An 18,308-nucleotide genomic window follows, 5' to 3' on the forward strand; every position below is an offset into this window, starting at 1 on the left:
ATAGCGAATAAAACCATACAAAACGAAGGGTAAAGATATGTCCAAAAAGTGGAATATTGATATGGTCAGAAACATCGGTATCTCGGCTCACATCGACTCCGGGAAAACTACGACTTCTGAGCGTATTTTGTTCTATGGAGGTCGAATCCACGCGATCCACGAAGTTCGTGGTAAAGACGGCGTTGGCGCAACAATGGACTCCATGGATCTAGAGAGAGAAAAAGGTATCACAATCCAATCTGCTGCAACGCAAGTTCAGTGGAAAGATTATACAATTAACTTGATCGATACACCGGGGCACGTGGACTTCACAGTTGAAGTTGAACGTTCTCTTCGCGTTCTTGACGGTGCGATCTTGCTTCTTTGCGGTGTTGCCGGCGTTCAATCTCAATCCATCACTGTTGACCGTCAAATGAAACGTTACAACGTTCCTCGTTTGGCATTCGTTAACAAATTGGACCGCCAAGGTGCGAACCCATACCGTGTAACTGACGCTTTGATCGAAAAATTGCGCTTGAACGCAGTGATGATCCAAATCCCAATCGGTTTGGAAGATCAACACCGTGGTCACGTAGATTTGACTGACATGAAAGCTTACATCAACGAAGGCGAAAACGGTGAAACTGTTAGCGTTCAAGAGATCCCTGCTGATCTAGTTGATACAGCGAAAAAATACCGTCAAATCATGATCGGTAAATTGGCTGACGTAGATCCATTGATCGAAGAAAAATTCTTGATGGAAGAAGAACCAACAACTGAAGAGATTCGCGCTGCTATCCGTAAAGGAACTATCAGCTTGAAACTTGTTCCAGTTCTTTGCGGTTCTGCATTCAAAAATAAAGGTGTTCAACGTTTGATGGACGCGGTTACTTACTACCTTCCGTCTCCTGCTGAGAAAAAAGAGCAAGCTCTTGACCTTGACAAGAACGAAGAGAAGTTTGACCTATTCCCAGACAGTGCAAAACCGTTGGTTTCTTTGGCGTTCAAACTCCAAGAAACTCCATTCGGTCAGTTGACTTACATGCGCATTTACCAAGGTAAAATGGGCAAAGGTGATTTCATCATCAATCAAGTGAACAAGAAGTCTGTTAAGATTCCTCGCTTGGTTCGTATGCACTCTGATAAAATGGAAGATATCGACACGGCTTACGCTGGTGACATCGTTGCATTGTTCGGTATCGACTGTGCTTCTGGTGATACTTTCTGTGACGAGAACATCCACGCTTCAATGCAATCTATGCACGTACCAGATTCAGTTATCAGCTTGGCGATTGCTCCAAAAGACAAAGCCGGCGCTAATAACTTCTCTAAAGCGTTGCAAAAATTCCGTAAGGAAGACCCTACTTTCCGCGTTCACCGTGACGAGGAATCAAATGAGACTATCATCTCTGGTATGGGTGAGTTGCACTTGGAGATCTACGTTGAGCGTATGAAACGTGAATTCAACTGTGAAGTTATCGTTGGTCAGCCGCAAGTTGCTTACCGTGAGACGATTTCTCAAGCAGCTGATTACGATTACACTCACAAAAAACAAACGGGTGGTTCGGGTCAATACGCGAAGATCGTTGGTAAAATCCAACCTCTTCCTCCACAAGAAGACGGCGCTGTTTTCAAATTCGAAAACAAAGTTGTCGGTGGTCGTATCCCTAAAGAATTCATCCCTGCTGTTGAAGAAGGTTTCAAAGAACAAACTGTTAAAGGTCCACTCATTGGTTTCCCAATTGTTGGCGTTGAAGTTGTTCTTGAAGACGGCGCATACCATGACGTCGACTCTTCTTACATGGCGTTCAAAATCGCTGGTATGGCGGCGTTGCGTGAAGTTTACGCTGCAGCAAAACCAACAGTTCTTGAGCCAGTAATGAAACTTGAGACAACTGTTCCAGACGAATACCAAGGTTCAGCGGTTGGTCAAATCAACCAACGCCGTGGTACTATCGTTGGTACAACTGCTTTCGAAGGCAACTGTGTTATCGAAGCAGAAGTTCCATTGACAGAGATGTTCGGTTACTCAACTGACCTTCGCTCTGCAACTAAAGGTAAAGGTGAGTTCTCTATGGAATTCGCGAAGTACGCTCCAGTACCACGCAATATCCAAGAAGAGCTTGCTAAGAAATACCAAGCTAAACGTGCTGCTGAACAAAAATAACAGCCTTCGCTAAAGCTACGGCTGTCAAGGCAGCCAGTTAGAAAAAAGCTAACTAGAAAGCCCGATGGAGACATCGGGCTTTTTTTATGCCATTTTAAAGACTCAGTGGAGGTCGTTCATGTTGTTCACGTTGATCACAGGTGCTAGTAGCGGAATCGGTCTTGAGCTTGCGAAACAGTTCGCACAAAACGGTAAATCATTAATCCTAGTTGCTCGCTCAGAAAAAGCTCTTCAAGATCTCGCGCAGGAACTCACTCACCAATATCAAATCAAAGTCCATGTGATTCCGGCCGACCTCAGTCGTCCTGAAGAATGTCAGCGCCTTTTTGAATTATGCCGCCAACAAAACCTGCACGTTGAAAATCTTGTAAACAATGCTGGTGTGGGCGATAACGCCGCATTCGTCGAAACAGAGTGGACCCGACAAGAACAAATGATTCGTCTTAACATGGAGTCATTGACCCGCCTGACGCATCTTTTTTTGCCAGAGATGGTTCAGAGAAAATCCGGCGGCATTTTAAATGTCGCTTCAACAGCGGCCTTTCAACCGGGCCCCTACATGGCCGTTTATTACGCCACCAAAGCCTACGTCTTGAGTTTTTCAGAAGCAATCAATGCCGAACTTAAAGGCTCTGGAGTTCATGCAACAGCTCTGTGTCCGGGCCCTACGCACTCAGCGTTTCAAGCCACAGCCAAAATGGACAAATCGAAATTATTCAAAATGCTCAATGTGCCTTCGTCCAAGGATGTGGCAGAATTTGCTTACCAGAGTTTTCAAAAGAAAAAAGCTGTCGCGGTACATGGAGTGATGAACAAAATCATGTCACTCTCGGTAGGTGTGACTCCTCGCTTTTTGCTGTTAAAAATTGTCAGCTTCTTAAACAAGTAAGGAACTGAAATCACTCTTTGCTGTTGCCTCAAAACAAGATGATGTTCCGGCGTAAATATTTAAACTTTCCATAGAGGGAGATTTTATGCCGACTTCATTTACGCTTGAATCACCGGCTTTCAAAGCCAACGGAGAAATTCCACGACAATACACTTGTGAAGGCAGGGATGTTTCTCCTCCCTTAAACTGGAAGGGTGCCCCTAAAGGAACAAAAAGTTTTGCGATCATCGTCGATGATCCTGATGCTCCAGATCCGGCGGCACCGAAAACGACTTGGGTTCATTGGGTTGTTTTCAATATTCCGTCTGACACCAACGCATTACCTGAAAATATCAACAAGCTTCCGCGCGGAAGCCATGAAGGATTGAATGATTGGAAGGCTGTTGGATATCGCGGACCTTGCCCACCGATTGGTTTGCATCACTATCATCATAAAATTTATGCGCTGGATACGGTCTTGCCTGATCTTGGGCGATTCTCCAAAGCTGATTTGGAAGAGGCCATGCGGGGTCATATTCTTGCGGAAGCCGAGCTTGTTGCGGTTTACCAAAAAACTCACTAGAGCCGCCATCGGCGGCCCTAGTTATTTCGCTAGTAGTGAGTTGTGACTTTAATGATGTGCCAAGTACCTTCTAAGCCATCGCCTGCATCATTTCCCTGCGCGCGATCCAATGCATATGTGTAGACAGGTCGTCCGCCGTAAGTGAGCTGCATTTTTTTGTTAGCCCGCTCCACTTTTCCCAATGGATTTTTCACAGCGTTGGCTTCATCTGGTGTCAAAAGATATGGCGGCCACACTTCTGCGCAATCTCCTGTGCAAGTCGGTGTTGGTTGATTCATATCTGGATCAAACACATACAATGTTTTACCCATACTATCGGCAACCATTTTTTGCCCGTCAGAATTTGTAGTCACAGTTGTGAGGGGTGGTGGTGCAGCCAATGCAACAGCAGAAATAAGTGAAAGACAAACAGACGTTCCAAGTAATTTTTTAAAGTTCATACGATTCTCCTTTTTTGTAAGAACATCCTAGGAGGAATCGTTTTGAAATCTATAAAATATCTTGAAGTTGTTGTGAATCACCCTAGAACCATGCCGTTCCTGCTTGTATATAAAACACAGTTTCATCGGGACCGCGCGCAATATCGATCCCCATTTGAAATCCTACAAGACGCGCGATGAGATAACGAAATCCAGCACCATAAGTTCCGGCTGTCTCTGAATCACTTATTTGTTCAGTATCAGTGACCGCCTTACCGGCGCCCCCAAAAACAGAATACTGCCAGCGCGGATGAGGACGCCAGCGCAGCTCCACCTCGGTCGAAAGAGCATAGTCACCTTGGTAACGCTGTTTCGCGATACCTCGCAAATCAATGTAGGGTTTTGCATAAAAAGGCGCTGACCCGTTGATCCACTTTCCTAATAGGCGTGCCGATGCTCCCCAAGCTTCTGACCATTTAAAATATCCCTGCGTATCCCAGGCACCTAAGTTGTAGTCTAAATCCCCGCCAAAATTTTCAGAGAAAAAATAATATCGCAACTCGCTTAACAGTCCTGATTGTGGCGACAAGGTATTATCGCGACTGTCGTAATTTCCGAGTATCGCAAGCCCCCCATTGCGATTTTCAATAGCTTTATCGACTAGAAATTCAGGCTTATCGCCTTCGAATTTCGCTTCGAGGTCAGAATAAAGATAACGACCGCCATAGAAAAAATTGGATTCCCCTAACCGGTGGCGAAGATCCTGAACCAGAAATGCACCTTTTAAGTTGTAATCCATTTTGAGATCATCCACACCGGGAAATCCACCGAAGCCATAGAATGTCAGATTCAATGAAGCGTAGCCAACTCCACCCATGTAACGCCAGCGGTCTTGATCCCAATTCTTGATATAAAATCCAAATCCGCCCCAGCTCTGATTGTCAGTCCCAAAGGCACCGACACCCGTAATAGTCGGAGGAGAGAAATGTCCTGGGCGAGGAGCATCCTTATTTTTTTCCATAAATACCAAAGCCAAACCGCCACCGACGCCAACGGCAGGTTCCGTGATAATAATAGGAACCGGTAAAAATCCACTGTGCTCAAGCAACCAACGGCTGCCATCAAGATATCCATCTTCGGGATCAATAAAAATGCTTTCAGCAAAACTGGATGACACTACAAAATGAATTGCAATGGCGAGGCCCCACAGAATTCCACGATTCATTCAGCTATTTCGCTTTCTCATAAAGAGGCATCACCTTCGGTAAAAGATCCGCGATGCGTTTGAGACGCGTTTCATCAGCAGGATGTGTGCTGAGAATTTCAGGAGGTTTTCCGCCTCCTTGTTGCGCCATTTTTTTCCACAGGTTCAATGCTTCAGTTGGGTTGTAACCAGCGCGAGCCATCAGCTCAGTTCCTATATCATCGGCTTCGGCCTCCTGGCCTCGGCTGTGAGGCAGAGTTAGCGCCACCGTGGTTAGCTGATCCGCATATCCTGCATATGCAGGATCCATTTTACCGCTAAGAATAATGGCCTGCATGCCGACGTTTTTAAGCATTTCTTCTGACATGCGCTCTCGACCGTGCTCACGCAATGCATGGGCGATCTCGTGCCCCATAATCGCGGCGATCTCTCCATCCGTGAGTTTAAGATTATCAATGATGCCAGAGTAGAACATGATTTTACCACCGGGCATACAATAGGCGTTGAGTTCTTGAGAGGTGATCACGTGAACTTCCCAGGCCCACTTCGGTGCATCACTGCGAAAGATAGCGGTTTGCGGAATTATTTTTTTGGCAATAGCCTGCACACGATGAACTTGTTGAGGGTTTTTATCCAGAGCGTTTTTCTTTTGTGCTTCTTCTTTTGTCTGCGTATACGCCTGCGCCGACATGGAAACCACTTGTTCGTTGGGAATTAAAAGCAGCTGTTTGCGCTCGACACCAATAGCGCCCTTTTCAGTCGAGCTGGCGCAAGATGCAAGAACCAGTAAAAGAAAAAGGAAGACTGTTTTCATAAATTGATTTTAAGTCAGGTATCAAGTGGAATGAAGAGGGATCCCTCTTTCCTGCTTATCTACAATCAATTTGATGCCAAATAAAAAAGGCCCGACTTTTCAGTCGAGCCTTTTGGTGTTTTTTTATTCGCAGGAATTAAAGCGCGATTACGTTGCAGAAACGATCGCTGTCAGATTGAAGAGTTTTGCCAGAAGCTTTATCAACAACAGTTACAACCGTTGTTACACAAGTTTCTGTCGCACTGATGTCTTCTTGAATCGTAGTCAGGTAAACTAATACGTCACCACGATCTTCCACTTTCGTTGTCATTTGCGTTGGGTATGTTTTACCACCGTTTGCAGAGTTGAAGATTTCACCTAAGAAACCGCCACCTTCGCCACCGCCAGTGTAACCACCACCGTCAAATGAACCGCCTTCATCGCGGTCGTTACCTTCGTAAGTTTCCTCACGAGGATCTTTCTCATCACCACCACCTTGGCGTTCATCGCGATCGCGAGGTGCAGGTTCGTTTTTACCTTTTTTTGCTTTTGCGCTGATCTCTTGAGACTTGTTAGTGACTGCTTTTGCATCAAGCGCGTGTACTGTAAAGGCCCCCAAAATCAAGGCCAATGCTATGATAGACTTCATAGATCTACTCCTTATCGTTTCAAGCGCTGAGTCCTATCACACGAGAGGAAAAAGGCCATCCGACAAGTGGTAGCATTGCCATATTTTCACGACTGTCTAAGAAAACGACACTCCAAATCGATCAGAGAGCTGCTGTTTAAGGAATCGGTAGTTAACAGGCTTTATAAAATATCCACGGGCACCTGCCTCATAGGACTTTTCCATACTGGCATCGTCATCATAAGCACTCATCATATAGACGTTAACCTCAGGGTAGTCGTGTTTAATCTTTTCTAAAAGTTCATAGCCACTCATCACGGGCATATTAATATCAGTCAACACGACAGTTTCCCTCGCATTTTCAGAGTAGCGCAATAGGTACTCCAGGCACTCCTGCGCTGTGGAAAAGAAATGAAGCTCCACTTGATGCGCGCTAATCGCTTTACGAAAATTCATTTCACTCAGATACTTCACGCTGCTTTCATCATCGACGACCAGAATGGATAATGGCACGAGATCCACCGTCATTAGGCCCTCCCACTCATTTGCGCGGGCAGTTCGATGTGAATACGAGTGAAGTGTCCATATTCACTTTCTAAGCGTATTGTGCCGTTGTTTTTTTCGACGGTTTCCTTGGCAATTGGAAGCCCCAGTCCCGTTCCATCCCCCGCAGGTTTTGTTGTATAGAATTCTTCAAATACATGATCACGGTGAGCCGATGAAATTCCTGTTCCATTATCGCAAAACTCAATCAGAATTTTCTGTCCTACTGTTTTAAGAGAAACCTGAATAACGGGCTCAAAATCTTCGGGGCTTAACTTCATTTTTTCATTCAGCGCATAGACTGAATTATCGAGGATGTTGATAAAGACGCGCTCCATGCTGGGGGGATCGAAAAGACAGGTGACAACGTGGGGCTCGATGTCCCGTTCAATTTTTAATCGTCGACGAATTTCGGTATCCGGCAAAGACGTCAAACACATCGTCAGAGTGCGCTCGATCAGATGCGTAAGATCCACATCCTCACTAACGGCTCCCATATCTTGCCGAGCCTGTCTTAACATATCGGTGATAATGTCGTTTGCGCGTTGACCTTGCTTTGCAATCATATCAATAGGCTCGCGCAAGTCCTCATGACGGACCTTTTCCTCTAAAAGCTCTTTGACCAACTCTGCAGAGTTAATAATGATATTCAGAGGATTTTTAAGCTCGTGGGCTATACCAAAAGTAATACGTCCAATCGTCGCAAGCTTTTCTTGAGATAAAAGACGCTTTAACGCAACAGTGAGCTCTTGGGCCCGAGTTTCTGCGAGTCTCTCAAGCTCATTATTTATTTTGTGCAATCGCTCTTCAATTTCTTGACGACGATATTCAGCACCCACTCGAGTGGCCAGAAATTCTGCGACAAAAGTGAATTTCTCGATGTTCTTAAGGGGCTTGTCATCCATAAGAACAACCAAACCCAAAAGCTCTCCGTTGGGCTTTAAGGTCGGGGCACCAATGTAAGCTTCAATATTGAGGTCTGTCAGCATTTTATCTTCGGGAAACATTTTTGCAACACCGGCAACAAAACAGCTCACACGGGTTCCACAGATCACATTTACGCAAGGTGTGCCAGCCAGATCATAAGAAATGTTTTCGACAAACCGACCATGCATCCACAAATAGTCGGTTTTAATTTTGGTCGATTCGGGACCTTCAGGATGCCCGACCAAGGCGTATGCGATTCCCAATTCTTCCGCGATCACACGAATGAGCTCGCGAATGTACTCCTCTCCGGAAAACATTTGGTCAATTTTACTGACCTTGTTTAAAAGAAGAATTACTTCGCTTATTTCAGTATCCACATTACCTCTATTTTAGAGGTGCGACGTCACCTAGAAAGCTGAGTAGCGCTTTCCAAGATCTTTGATCAGCAAGTTCGTTGTAAGCCGCACCTTTTGAGTTGTCATTCCCCGCTTCTTTTTGAGTAAAAGCATGAACCGCATTGGCGTAAGCAATAAATTGATAGTCGACCTTTGCTTCATTCATTTCTTTTTGAAAGGCTTCTACTTCACTGGTCGGAACATTTGGATCAATAGCTCCGTGCAAAACTAAGACTGGCGCTTTAATTTTTTTGGCGTCTTGAGGCTGCGGGTTTGAAAGTCCCCCATGAAAACTGACTGCTCCTGCTAAGGGAGTTCCCGTTCGCGCCAACTCAAGAGCTCCGGTGCCGCCAAAACAATAACCCATCACAACTAATTTTCCTGCGTCGACGCGTTTGTCTTTTTTAAAGAAATTGTAAGCAGCCAGTTCTCTCTGACGGAAAAGTGCTCGGTTGTTTTTGTATTCTGTCGCAAGTTTTCCGGCTTCTTGTTGGTTTTGTGGGCGCACGCCTTTTCCATAGATATCGACGGCGAAGGCCACGTATCCCAATTCGGCCAATTTTTGTGCTCGCATTTTTTCGTTCTCGGAAAGTCCCATCCATTGATGGACAATGAGGATTCCCGGTCGCGGAGTTTTCACGCTGTCATTGTATGCGATAAAACCTTCTAGCTCCGTTTTGCCGTCCTTGTAAATGACGACTTCAGTTTTAACGGCCGCATTTGCGGACAAGGCAAATGCAAATATTGTGAACAGAATTGGCTTCAGCACTGAATCCTCCTATGTTTATTTTATGTGAGTGAAGAACTGAGGGTCAAAATAAGGCGTTTTGACTTGATAAAGCACAGTTTAAACTATGGACCTAGACCAACGACCTAATAACTTGCGTTATTGTCTGATAGACAGAGGGCTTCTCTCCTGTGATACACTGAAATCTCTATGATAATTTACTTTTCATCTTTGAAGTCCTTATGACCCTAATCATCGTTCTAGTCATCACCACCCTTGGTATTTCCTTCCTATGTTCGATGTTAGAAGCCGTCCTTCTGACTTCCACCTCGGCTTACATCGCAGTTCTGGTAAAAGAAAACAAGCGAAGCGCAAAATTGTTAGAACATTTGAAATCAAATCTCGATCGTCCGATTTCAGCAATTCTGACACTGAACACTCTCTCACACACGTTGGGATCAGCAGCAATTGCTTACCAGGTCCAAGCTGTGTATGGCGAAGAGTCTGTCACGATTGCCTCTTTCGTTCTGACTTTTGCCATCCTTGTTCTTTCTGAAATCATTCCTAAATCAATTGGCGCCTCTCATTGGAAGGCCTTGATCCCATTTACGGCTTATTGCATTCAGCTGATGATCATCATGCTTTATCCACTGGTCGTGATGTCAGAGTGGTTGGGTAAGCTCTTTATGAAACGCTCCGAAGATCCTGAAGTCACGCGTGAAGAAATTCTGATGACGGCAGAGTTGGGGGTTGAAGAAGGAACTTTGAAAGGTAAAGAGTCGAACATCATCAAGAATCTTTTGATGCTCGATAAAATCTATGTCTCCGATATCATGACTCCACGTTCAGTTTTCTTTGCTTTGGATCAAAATCTCACTGTTGAAGAAGTGTTTACCAAATACCGACCGATTCGTTTCTCTCGTATTCCGGTTTATTCAGGAAGTCTTGATAACATCACAGGCATGACTTACCGATTTAAAATTCATGAAGCTCTTTCTAATGACCAACATGATAAAAAAATCGGTGACCTTCTTTCTCCGATCTCAAGCATTCCGGAGCGCATGACTGTTTCGCAAGTGCTGGATTATTTTATTAAGGAAAAAGAGCATATTGCCTTAGCCGTGGACGAATACGGTATCGTTGCGGGTATCGTGAGCCTGGAAGATGCGGTTGAAACACTTTTGGGTGTGGAAATCGTTGATGAGCTTGATTCCGTTGCCGACATGAGAAAGTTTGCTCTTGAGCAATGGCAATTAAGGAAACAAAAACTTCGCAGGAGCTAGTCATGCTTTTGTTTTATATTCCCTGCCCTGACAAAGCGTGCGCTGAAAAAATCGCTCGCACTCTCTTAGAAGAAAAACTCATTGGTTGTGCGAATATTATTCCGGGAATGGAATCCCACTATTGGTGGGAAGGAAAATTGGAGACAAGCTCTGAGCATATCCTGCTCCTTAAAACTTTGAAAACCCCTGACGCACAAAAAAATATCGAAAAACGCGTTTCTGAACTACATCCATATAACGTCCCTTGCATAATGAGTCTGCCTGTCGCAGCAATCAACGAACCCTATTTGTCTTGGCTTGCACAAAGCCTCTCCTAGTGAGACAAAAAGGGACATGACAAGACAAGAGCTCGCCAAAAAGATTTACGACGTGGCCCACTTAACGGGCGAATTCAAACTTCGTTCCGGTCAAGTTTCAAACGAGTACTTCGACAAGTATCGTTTTGAAGCTCAGCCTCACCTCCTTCGTGAAATCGCCAAGCAAATGGCCCCTTTGATTCCTCCAGGAACTGAAGTGTTAGCTGGACTAGAGATGGGTGGCATTCCTATCGCCACAGCTCTAAGCTTGGAAACAGGCCTGCCGGTCGCTTTTATTCGTAAAGAAGCTAAAGAATATGGAACCTGCCAGTTTGCCGAAGGTTATGACCTTAAAGGCAAAAAGGTTTGTGTCGTCGAAGATGTCGTCACAACCGGCGGCCAAGTCGTGATTTCTACTCAAGATATCCGCTCTTTGGGCGCTCAAGTGGAACACGTTCTTTGCGTTATCCATCGCGGTCCTCAATTTCCTGAACCAAAACTGACTGAAGTCGGGCTCACCCTTACGCCGCTCTTTAAGAAATCAGACTTCTAAGTCATAATATAAACTGGATTTCAGTTTTAATTATGAGGAGAAGGAATGAGACGTTTTTCAACAGTCCTCGCGACTGCGATGGTACTTTCTTCGGTTCACGTGTTTGCAGGTTTTGATGAACGCTACTGTGAAGAGAGCACAACAATGAAGTTGATGCCTATGCGTTGCGTATCGTGTGGCATTCAAGATTACTATCGCAGCAAAGGCAAAGAGGTTGTTCCTTCCGAAAGACTTCTCGCGACAATGGCTGCTGCCGCTCGAAGCTTCCGTGAATTAAACGCTGGCGATACGAGCCGTTCTGGCGACAGCACGGTTCGTCACGATATCGCCGCTAAAAACCTTCAGAGAGTTTTAATTTCTCAAATTCAAGCTTACGGGTTTTGCACTCAGAAATCGTCCATTGACTGGGGCTATGTAAAATCATTCATCACGAATGATCGTGATAGAAGTCAGTCCGACATTGCAGAGCTTGCGAAATACCTGGGCTTTGCAGGATTTAAAGAGCAAACAAAAATCGACAACTTTAAAGCCGTGTTTGAAGATTCAAGACATATTGGCAAATCTCTCGCGGAACGACGTCAGGTGTTTCTAGCTGCGACCGATGATATTCCAAAACGTTATGCTTCGAAAAAATCAGCCTCCAAGTTGTTAAAAGGAAATGACGAGGGATGGGCGACAAGCGACTGTATCGATGAAATGCGCGAAACAATGAACCGCTCCGACCTTGAAAGCGGAGAACTGTGCAAGGCGATGGTAAACTCTTGTGATCTGAATATGGAAGTTTGTGGTGCGATCGATACACGCTACCAACCACCATCAGGTCAAACACGCCAACAAGCTCCAAGTCAGCCGCAACCAACAGGCAGTGGTGTTCGCAGACTTCCTGCTCCTCCACCAGTTCAATAGTACGAAAAATAAAAAGGCTGGGTGACCAGCCTTTTTTTTATTTTCAAAATTCGCACCTAAGTATCCTGGCTACCGAAATTATACATAAGCGATCCGCCCTGCAAACCATCCTTGATGTCTTGGTAGTCTTGCTTAGGAATCTGAATGCAACCCTTGCTAAAGCCAAGCATTCCAGTGCGTTTGATTTCATCTTGGGAAATAGGCCCACCATGGAAAACAATTGTTCGCGCCCGCGAGTTCGCATTGCGACTCTCAAGTCCATCCATGATAATTTTAGTCGGACTAAAAGGAACAAGCTTTTTATCGTTCATTGCGGCTTCGTTTTCCACCACATGAAAACCTGGTGGTGTTTCAAAAGATCCATCACGGCCGGACATAGCTGGAGTCTTTTTACTGTCGGGGTAGCCTTTTCCAATCCCATGAGACACAAGATAGCGTTGCACTTTCTTTTTCTTGAGATCTAAAACGAACATGCGCTTATTTGTACTATCTAAAGTAAAATCATTGATAACAACGTAGTCACGATTTCTTAGTTTCGGTTCAAGTCGTTCTTTGTTTTTTCTCAAAAAATCCAAAGTCTTTTGCACGGCCTTTGCTGAAATCGCAGGTTTTGCTGTTTTCGCCGTGGCTTCGATATTTTTTAAATAATCTTCCCAGCTTGAATAGCTATGCGTTCTTGTCAGCTTTTCGTTATTACAGTCTTCAGTGGATTGTGTGACAGACTGACCACCTGAAACCTTATCAACAGATTTTTGCAAAACATCAACTTGCTCGACAACTTCTTGGTTTGTCGGCGGCACCGGCGAGGCTTCTATCGGCGTTTCCGGAGTGGTTTCATAAAGCTTCGTATCATAGTAAGGAGTTTCTTGGTCTTCACGCGTTCGCAAGCGGCGCTCTTTTTTGCTCTTGCTCGTATCGCCCATTAAACTGGGAAAAGCATCTCTCGCAATCAACATCATTTGATTTTGAATCTGCGTTTGCATCATAGATTTTTGCATTTGAGCGATCGTGTTTTGCGGAGTCAGTACTGACATTTGCATGTAGTACGCATTCATATTGGCCGTCGCCGCATCAAGGTAGGTCCCCGCTGGAACAGTTCCCGCTTGATAGTAAACCGGATTCACAGAGACCTGAGCCCGACCTGGCAATGGCAGAGCCAATGCCAATGTTAGAGGAAATATGAACTTCGTATACATTAATTCAGTCTACCTGGTTTTTGTGAGCTCACAAATTTCCGGGCAGGATTTTAGGCCAAAGTCTCGCTTCGGAAGGGCCCTCATCTTGCGAAGCCTGTTAAGCAACATTAGAATTATTTTATGCGGAAAAGAATAGAAGCCATCGCCCACGGGGAACGTTTCAACACACTTAGCCACTTAGTCGCCATATTCTTTGCAGCCTGCGGAGTGCTTGTTCTGATGGCCACCGCGATTTCCAAGCAAGACCCCGTTCGCATTCTAAGCTGTGCTATTTACGGCGTGACGACGATTGGGATCTATATCATTTCCACACTTTATCACGGCAGTCGTGGTGAAAAGAAGGACATGTTCCGAAAGCTTGATTATATCGGTATTTATCTCAAGATCGCGGGTAACTATACGCCCTATATGATTCTTGCAATCGGCGGACTCAAAGGCTTTACGGTTCTGGCTTCGGTGTGGGCTCTTGCCGCGATCGGAATTCTGCAAGAGTTTGCCTTGAGATCCAAGCACCGTACGATTTCAAATTTAATTTATCTTTCAATGAGTGCACTTGCAATTCCGGTTCTGCAACAACTCGCGACAGCAGTTCACACCTGGGGTTTTGCTCTGATCATGCTGGGATTTTTGTCTTACGCAATTGGATTTATCGTGTGGCTGAACGACCATAAGATTCCTCATGGTCACGGCATCTGGCATTTGTTTGTGATTGGTGGCAGCACCTGTCAATACCTCTGCCTCTGGCTTTACGTCGTTTAAATTTAACTACCATCGAGTACCAAAAGACTTCTGGCCCCCGGCAAATACATTTCGCCAGTCAGTGGCACTGCCTGACTGCACAGGTGTTGAACGATCTGCGGTACTTCCTATTCCTAACGGACCGTCGGTATTCCATCCCCAACCCCACAAAGTGTGATTGTTCTTAATTCCAATGGCGTGTTTCGCACCACCAGCAACTTTCAACCAAGTTCCAGTGTTGGTATTTACAGGCGTACTCACAGCCGCTCCTGTTTTTCCACGAACTGGGTCCTGTGGGCCCCATGAATAAAGATTTCCATCTGAGGCAATTCCGAATGCAACGTCTTGAGACACAGCGATATCCGTCCACGTTGCAACAGGTGAAGAGATCTGCACCGGCAAGGCTTGATCTCCGGCATTCCCTAAGCCAAGAGCTTCCTGCGCCGTTCCCCATGACCAAATAGTTCCATTATTTTGTAAAGCGAGATGGATACTTCCTTTTGACACAACTTTTTTCCAAGTTGTGGCACTGCCCGCTTGAACAGGTGTTGAATAACGTTCGTATGAATAGTTGTCCGTAAAATCATAAATAATCCAACCCCACTGATGGAGAGTGCCGTCAGATTTAATCGCGAAAGCCTGCTTCTCTGCGAGCTCAACATACTTCCAATCCGTCGCTGTGCCCACTTGCACCGGAGTTGAAACAATAGCTTCGACCTTCTTACCCATTGTATACGATGGCTCAATCATGGTGTTGATAGAGTCCCACGCATCGATTCCACCAAGACCAAGACCGTAAAGATCGCCATTGGTTTTTTGCAGCATGAAAGTCATTTGACCAGCTTTGATTTCCTGCCAGTCGGTATCAGATCCGATTTGAATGGGTGAAGACGTGCGAAGAATTCCACTGACATTCCACTCGCCACAATAACCCCACCACCACAATGTGCCGTTGCTGCGAATTCCCAGCGAAGCATATCCTCCAGCTGCTATTCGTATCCAATTTGAGTCAGTTCCAATTCGCACAGGAGAGCTGCGGTTGCTCGTGTGATTTTGCCCCAATTGCCCATCGGCATTTAATCCCCAACCCCAGAGAGTCCCATCCGTGCGAATTCCCAGACTGTGGTACCAACCAGCAGAGATTTGCGACCAAGTATTTGCACCAATCGCAACAGGAGTTGACGTATCAAAGCCTGAGTTATTTCCTATTTGTCCATTCCCATTGTCACCGCATGCCCAAAGAGTTCCATCACTTTTGAGAGCAAGAAAATGAACATCACCAACAGAAATCGAAGCCCAGTTCGTTCCGGAAATCAAAGTCGGAGAATACGTATGCGTGCCTGGTGTCAGTCCCACGCCGGTATTGCCTGAAAAGTTGTAACCCCAGCCCATCATGGTGCCGTCGGATTTTCGTGCGATACCAAAATCAAAACCTACTCCCACATGAGTCCATGTCACTTCAGAGCTGACCATCACAGGTGTTGAGATATAAGCAGTCACTGTATTGCCATCAGGAACAGAGCCATCTTCTCGAAGCCCCCAAGCCCACAGCGTTCCATCTAATTTGATGCACGCACTGCTGTTTCTACCTACCGAGCACTTCGCCCAGGTGACCGCATTTGCAAGGACTAAACTGCTGGGGTTATTGCGATTGCCAATTCCAAGTTGCGCTTCGCGATTCGTTCCCCAACCATAAAGTTGATCTGAACTGTTGATCGCAAGTGTGGTGTTTTTATGCGTATCAAATTTTCCGATTTTTGCATTCATGATGAATGTCGGATTGGGAACGGCCCACGAGCCCGTGGCAAAGCCGAACGTTTGATAGCGATTCGATCCCCACGTCCACAAAGTTCCGTCTTGTTTTACGCCCAGAGCCCCCAATGCATTTGTTGCGATCGACATCCAAGCATCTGTCCCGATTTGAATGGGAGAACTTACCTGAGCACCGACGGTGCCGTTACCGAACACACCCGTATTAAATAAATCCGTCCCTACGGCCCAAAGGGTTTTATCTCCCTTAAGCATGAAGGTCGCCGATTGGCTTGGAGAAATCGTAATCCAGTTGTGTGCTGAACTTTGAAAAGATGTTTGCAAAACGGGAGTGGAAACACGATCTGGACCCGTCACTCCCAGGGCATCGTAGTAATTAAAACCCCACACATAAAGTTTATCTGGGCCGATACGTCGGCGGAGCATTCGTGGTCCAACGAATCCCAACGACGATGCCGGAGCGGTGAAAACACCGACAGAAATAACTCCTAAAGATGAAAGCACACCCTTCACGAACCGACGGCGATCCATTTTTAAAAACTCCCAAGAGCTTCCATTTTACCATGGAAACAGGCGAGAACTGAACCTTCTTCTAAACTTGCGGACATACAAGACTAGTGTTTCAAAGTGAAACATGTCCTCGGGATTTTTAGACGGCCCTACGAGAAAGAAACCGCGGCACTCGATAGCGTTTTGGATCATCGACTTCGTCAGCTGTTTTGATAAAACTTAGCTGCAACTCCACCATCGAATCAAAAACATGCAGCAATCTATCATGCTGACGTGACGAAACATCAAAGCCCTGACTCTCACCCAGAAGTTCAATCGTGTGATGGATGGCTTCGATCGTAGAATAACAACCTTCATGCGGTTGTTTACGAACGCGGAAATTAGAAGGCTTTTCCGGAGAAAAACAAATGCGCGGCAGATTCAAAAGATTCTGACTTTGTCGCATCATTTTAATCGCACTCGCCCAAGTTCCATCAATCACAAACAAAGTCAGTTTCTTTGTCTGATCAAATAGTCCCCGGCGCTCCCCTTGAGTCATCGGAGTCAGATTCTGAGAAGTCTTACCTGGATAAAGAATCATGCACTGGCGATTAGGGTCCGACAAGATCTCATTGACGCTTGCATCGTGGGTGTAATCTTGCCCACGAATCAAAAACGAATTCTCCAAACAAAGATGCGACATGCGACCCGTAGCTATACGACGACGAACTTCGATTGGATGAATCAGAATGACGAAGTCGATATTGGGATCAAACTTCTCAATATGATGGCAATAACAAGAAAATCGGGGTTGGATACAAGACAAACAAAGTTCTCGAAATAATGGGGTTGCTTCGGACTGTTGTTTTCTTTGTTCTAGGTACTGTTGCAAATTCATCAGAGCTCCAAGAGTTCCTTGAAGCATCTCATAGGAAAGGACTTCACAGAATCATTCTTCACGAGAAACTCAGCCAAAAGTCCAAGCCGGACCAAAATTGAAGTTATCGCTCTTAATTAGGAACCAAACCCATTCCTTTTAAAACTTCGATTGTTGTTTCTCTCAGACGAGGACCAGCGGGGCTTTCCTGATTTCTGAGGTCTGATGCATTGGCAGCAAAAACGTAAGTCTTCGAACCGGATTTAAGAACTCCTACAAAGTTCCCGATCATTTTATCAGGACGATCCATACACGAATGACCAACAAGGCACCCCGTCCCCGTTTTTCCATACAGCTCAGAGCCCTCTATTTTTTTAATAAAAATAATTTTCTTGGTGAGCGCCATCGTTCTCTTTGAAAGAGGCAACTCTTCTTTCCAAAGCTTTGTCATAAAAGCACTCTGTTCATGAGCAGAAATCTTCAAACTAGAGGTCACCCAAGCATCCTTCATCCCTCCTGAAAAATCCTCGTTCCCATATTTAAATTCACGGAGAAACTTCTTGATTCCCTTTTGCCCAACCTGAGGCATCACCCACTCCGTAACCCACTTCACAGAGTCACTCATCCAAGTAAGAGCCGTCTGATCCCGATTCTCAACAGCACGCCCCCGCTTAACGCCATCCCACTTAATAACCTGATTCTCATCCTTCAAAATCCCCTTCTCAAAAGCCATCAAAGCCGCAGGAACCTTAAACGAAGAACAAGGGGTCACACGCACCTTGCAACGCTCAGGATTGTACTCAGCAAGAACTTTCCCCGTATCAAGATCAGAAATCAAAAAACACGCATCCCTATCTTGAAACACTTTTTTAAAATCAACATCAGCACGCGCAGAAATGGAAAGAAATAATAAGAACGAAATAATTTGAATGGTCTTCATGCCCATTAGCTTAAGAGGCAAGCTTAG

The 18,308-nt window shown here is 45.4% G+C and carries 19 protein-coding genes; 8 read left to right on the top strand and 11 right to left on the bottom strand.

The window, feature by feature from the left end; genetic code table 11:
* The first annotated feature begins 37 nt into the window (after positions 1–37).
* From fusA to ACLWOR_RS17235, 3 genes are all read left to right on the top strand, one after another.
* Positions 38–2,146 carry an elongation factor G gene (gene fusA, locus ACLWOR_RS17225; protein ID WP_413942050.1) on the top strand — a complete coding sequence of 703 codons (2,109 nt, stop codon included), beginning with the start codon at positions 38–40 and terminating at the stop codon, positions 2,144–2,146.
* Positions 2,147–2,264: 118 nt separating this feature from the next.
* Positions 2,265–3,035, top strand: coding sequence for an SDR family NAD(P)-dependent oxidoreductase (locus ACLWOR_RS17230; RefSeq protein ID WP_413942051.1), 771 nt, complete (start codon positions 2,265–2,267; stop codon positions 3,033–3,035).
* Positions 3,036–3,120: 85 nt separating this feature from the next.
* Positions 3,121–3,597, top strand: a complete 477-nt coding sequence (locus tag ACLWOR_RS17235; RefSeq protein ID WP_413942052.1) for a YbhB/YbcL family Raf kinase inhibitor-like protein — start codon at positions 3,121–3,123, stop codon at positions 3,595–3,597.
* Between the two features lie 29 nt (positions 3,598–3,626).
* Here the strand turns inward: ACLWOR_RS17235 and ACLWOR_RS17240 are convergent, their stop codons facing one another.
* The 7 genes from ACLWOR_RS17240 to ACLWOR_RS17270 form a co-directional block, all read right to left on the bottom strand.
* Positions 3,627–4,037, bottom strand: coding sequence for a hypothetical protein (locus ACLWOR_RS17240; protein ID WP_413942053.1), 411 nt, complete (start codon positions 4,035–4,037; stop codon positions 3,627–3,629).
* Positions 4,038–4,119: 82 nt separating this feature from the next.
* Positions 4,120–5,241 (bottom strand): glyceraldehyde-3-phosphate dehydrogenase, encoded by a 1,122-nt coding sequence (locus ACLWOR_RS17245; protein WP_413942054.1) that lies wholly within the window; start codon positions 5,239–5,241, stop codon positions 4,120–4,122.
* 4 nt (positions 5,242–5,245) lie between these two features.
* Positions 5,246–6,034 (bottom strand): M48 family metallopeptidase, encoded by a 789-nt coding sequence (locus ACLWOR_RS17250; protein WP_413942055.1) that lies wholly within the window; start codon positions 6,032–6,034, stop codon positions 5,246–5,248.
* Between the two features lie 136 nt (positions 6,035–6,170).
* Complete coding sequence (locus ACLWOR_RS17255; RefSeq protein ID WP_413942056.1) at positions 6,171–6,662, bottom strand: hypothetical protein; 492 nt, start codon at positions 6,660–6,662, stop codon at positions 6,171–6,173.
* Positions 6,663–6,758: 96 nt separating this feature from the next.
* The gene (locus ACLWOR_RS17260; protein ID WP_413942057.1) at positions 6,759–7,169 is read right to left on the bottom strand and encodes a response regulator; all 411 of its coding nucleotides are present in this window, start codon (positions 7,167–7,169) and stop codon (positions 6,759–6,761) included.
* A complete protein-coding gene (locus ACLWOR_RS17265) occupies positions 7,169–8,428 on the bottom strand; it encodes a sensor histidine kinase (RefSeq protein WP_413942058.1) in 1,260 nt (419 codons plus the stop codon). The genes ACLWOR_RS17260 and ACLWOR_RS17265 overlap by 1 nt, the downstream gene beginning before the upstream one ends.
* Positions 8,429–8,495: 67 nt before the next feature.
* Positions 8,496–9,272, bottom strand: coding sequence for a dienelactone hydrolase family protein (locus ACLWOR_RS17270; protein ID WP_413942181.1), 777 nt, complete (start codon positions 9,270–9,272; stop codon positions 8,496–8,498).
* A 203-nt stretch (positions 9,273–9,475) separates the two neighbouring features.
* On the opposite strand from ACLWOR_RS17270, the gene ACLWOR_RS17275 reads away from it, so the two are divergent.
* From ACLWOR_RS17275 to ACLWOR_RS17290, 4 genes are read left to right on the top strand one after another with little or no spacing between them, the layout of a single operon-like run.
* Complete coding sequence (locus tag ACLWOR_RS17275) at positions 9,476–10,516, top strand: CNNM domain-containing protein (RefSeq protein WP_413942059.1); 1,041 nt, start codon at positions 9,476–9,478, stop codon at positions 10,514–10,516.
* Positions 10,517–10,518: 2 nt separating this feature from the next.
* Positions 10,519–10,833: a divalent-cation tolerance protein CutA gene (gene cutA / locus ACLWOR_RS17280; protein ID WP_413942060.1), complete on the top strand. Its 315-nt coding sequence runs from the start codon at positions 10,519–10,521 to the stop codon at positions 10,831–10,833.
* A 16-nt stretch (positions 10,834–10,849) separates the two neighbouring features.
* Positions 10,850–11,365 carry an orotate phosphoribosyltransferase gene (gene pyrE, locus ACLWOR_RS17285; protein WP_413942061.1) on the top strand — a complete coding sequence of 172 codons (516 nt, stop codon included), beginning with the start codon at positions 10,850–10,852 and terminating at the stop codon, positions 11,363–11,365.
* A 45-nt stretch (positions 11,366–11,410) separates the two neighbouring features.
* Positions 11,411–12,271, top strand: coding sequence for a hypothetical protein (locus ACLWOR_RS17290; protein ID WP_413942062.1), 861 nt, complete (start codon positions 11,411–11,413; stop codon positions 12,269–12,271).
* A gap of 56 nt (positions 12,272–12,327) precedes the next feature.
* On the opposite strand, the gene ACLWOR_RS17295 is transcribed toward ACLWOR_RS17290, so the two are convergent.
* Positions 12,328–13,467, bottom strand: coding sequence for a murein L,D-transpeptidase catalytic domain-containing protein (locus ACLWOR_RS17295; protein ID WP_413942063.1), 1,140 nt, complete (start codon positions 13,465–13,467; stop codon positions 12,328–12,330).
* A 120-nt stretch (positions 13,468–13,587) separates the two neighbouring features.
* Between ACLWOR_RS17295 and trhA the strand changes: the two genes are divergently transcribed.
* The gene (trhA, locus tag ACLWOR_RS17300) at positions 13,588–14,226 is read left to right on the top strand and encodes a PAQR family membrane homeostasis protein TrhA (protein ID WP_413942064.1); all 639 of its coding nucleotides are present in this window, start codon (positions 13,588–13,590) and stop codon (positions 14,224–14,226) included.
* Between the two features lie 6 nt (positions 14,227–14,232).
* Here the strand turns inward: trhA and ACLWOR_RS17305 are convergent, their stop codons facing one another.
* From ACLWOR_RS17305 to ACLWOR_RS17315, 3 genes are all read right to left on the bottom strand, one after another.
* Positions 14,233–16,506 carry a hypothetical protein gene (locus tag ACLWOR_RS17305; RefSeq protein ID WP_413942065.1) on the bottom strand — a complete coding sequence of 758 codons (2,274 nt, stop codon included), beginning with the start codon at positions 16,504–16,506 and terminating at the stop codon, positions 14,233–14,235.
* Positions 16,507–16,624: 118 nt separating this feature from the next.
* Positions 16,625–17,362, bottom strand: a complete 738-nt coding sequence (locus tag ACLWOR_RS17310; RefSeq protein WP_413942067.1) for a tRNA-uridine aminocarboxypropyltransferase — start codon at positions 17,360–17,362, stop codon at positions 16,625–16,627.
* 112 nt (positions 17,363–17,474) lie between these two features.
* Positions 17,475–18,281, bottom strand: coding sequence for a penicillin-binding transpeptidase domain-containing protein (locus tag ACLWOR_RS17315; RefSeq protein ID WP_413942068.1), 807 nt, complete (start codon positions 18,279–18,281; stop codon positions 17,475–17,477).
* Positions 18,282–18,308 lie beyond the last annotated feature (27 nt).

This window comes from Bdellovibrio sp. HCB2-146 (assembly GCF_047345725.1).
Classification (GTDB): Bacteria; Bdellovibrionota; Bdellovibrionia; order Bdellovibrionales; family Bdellovibrionaceae; genus Bdellovibrio.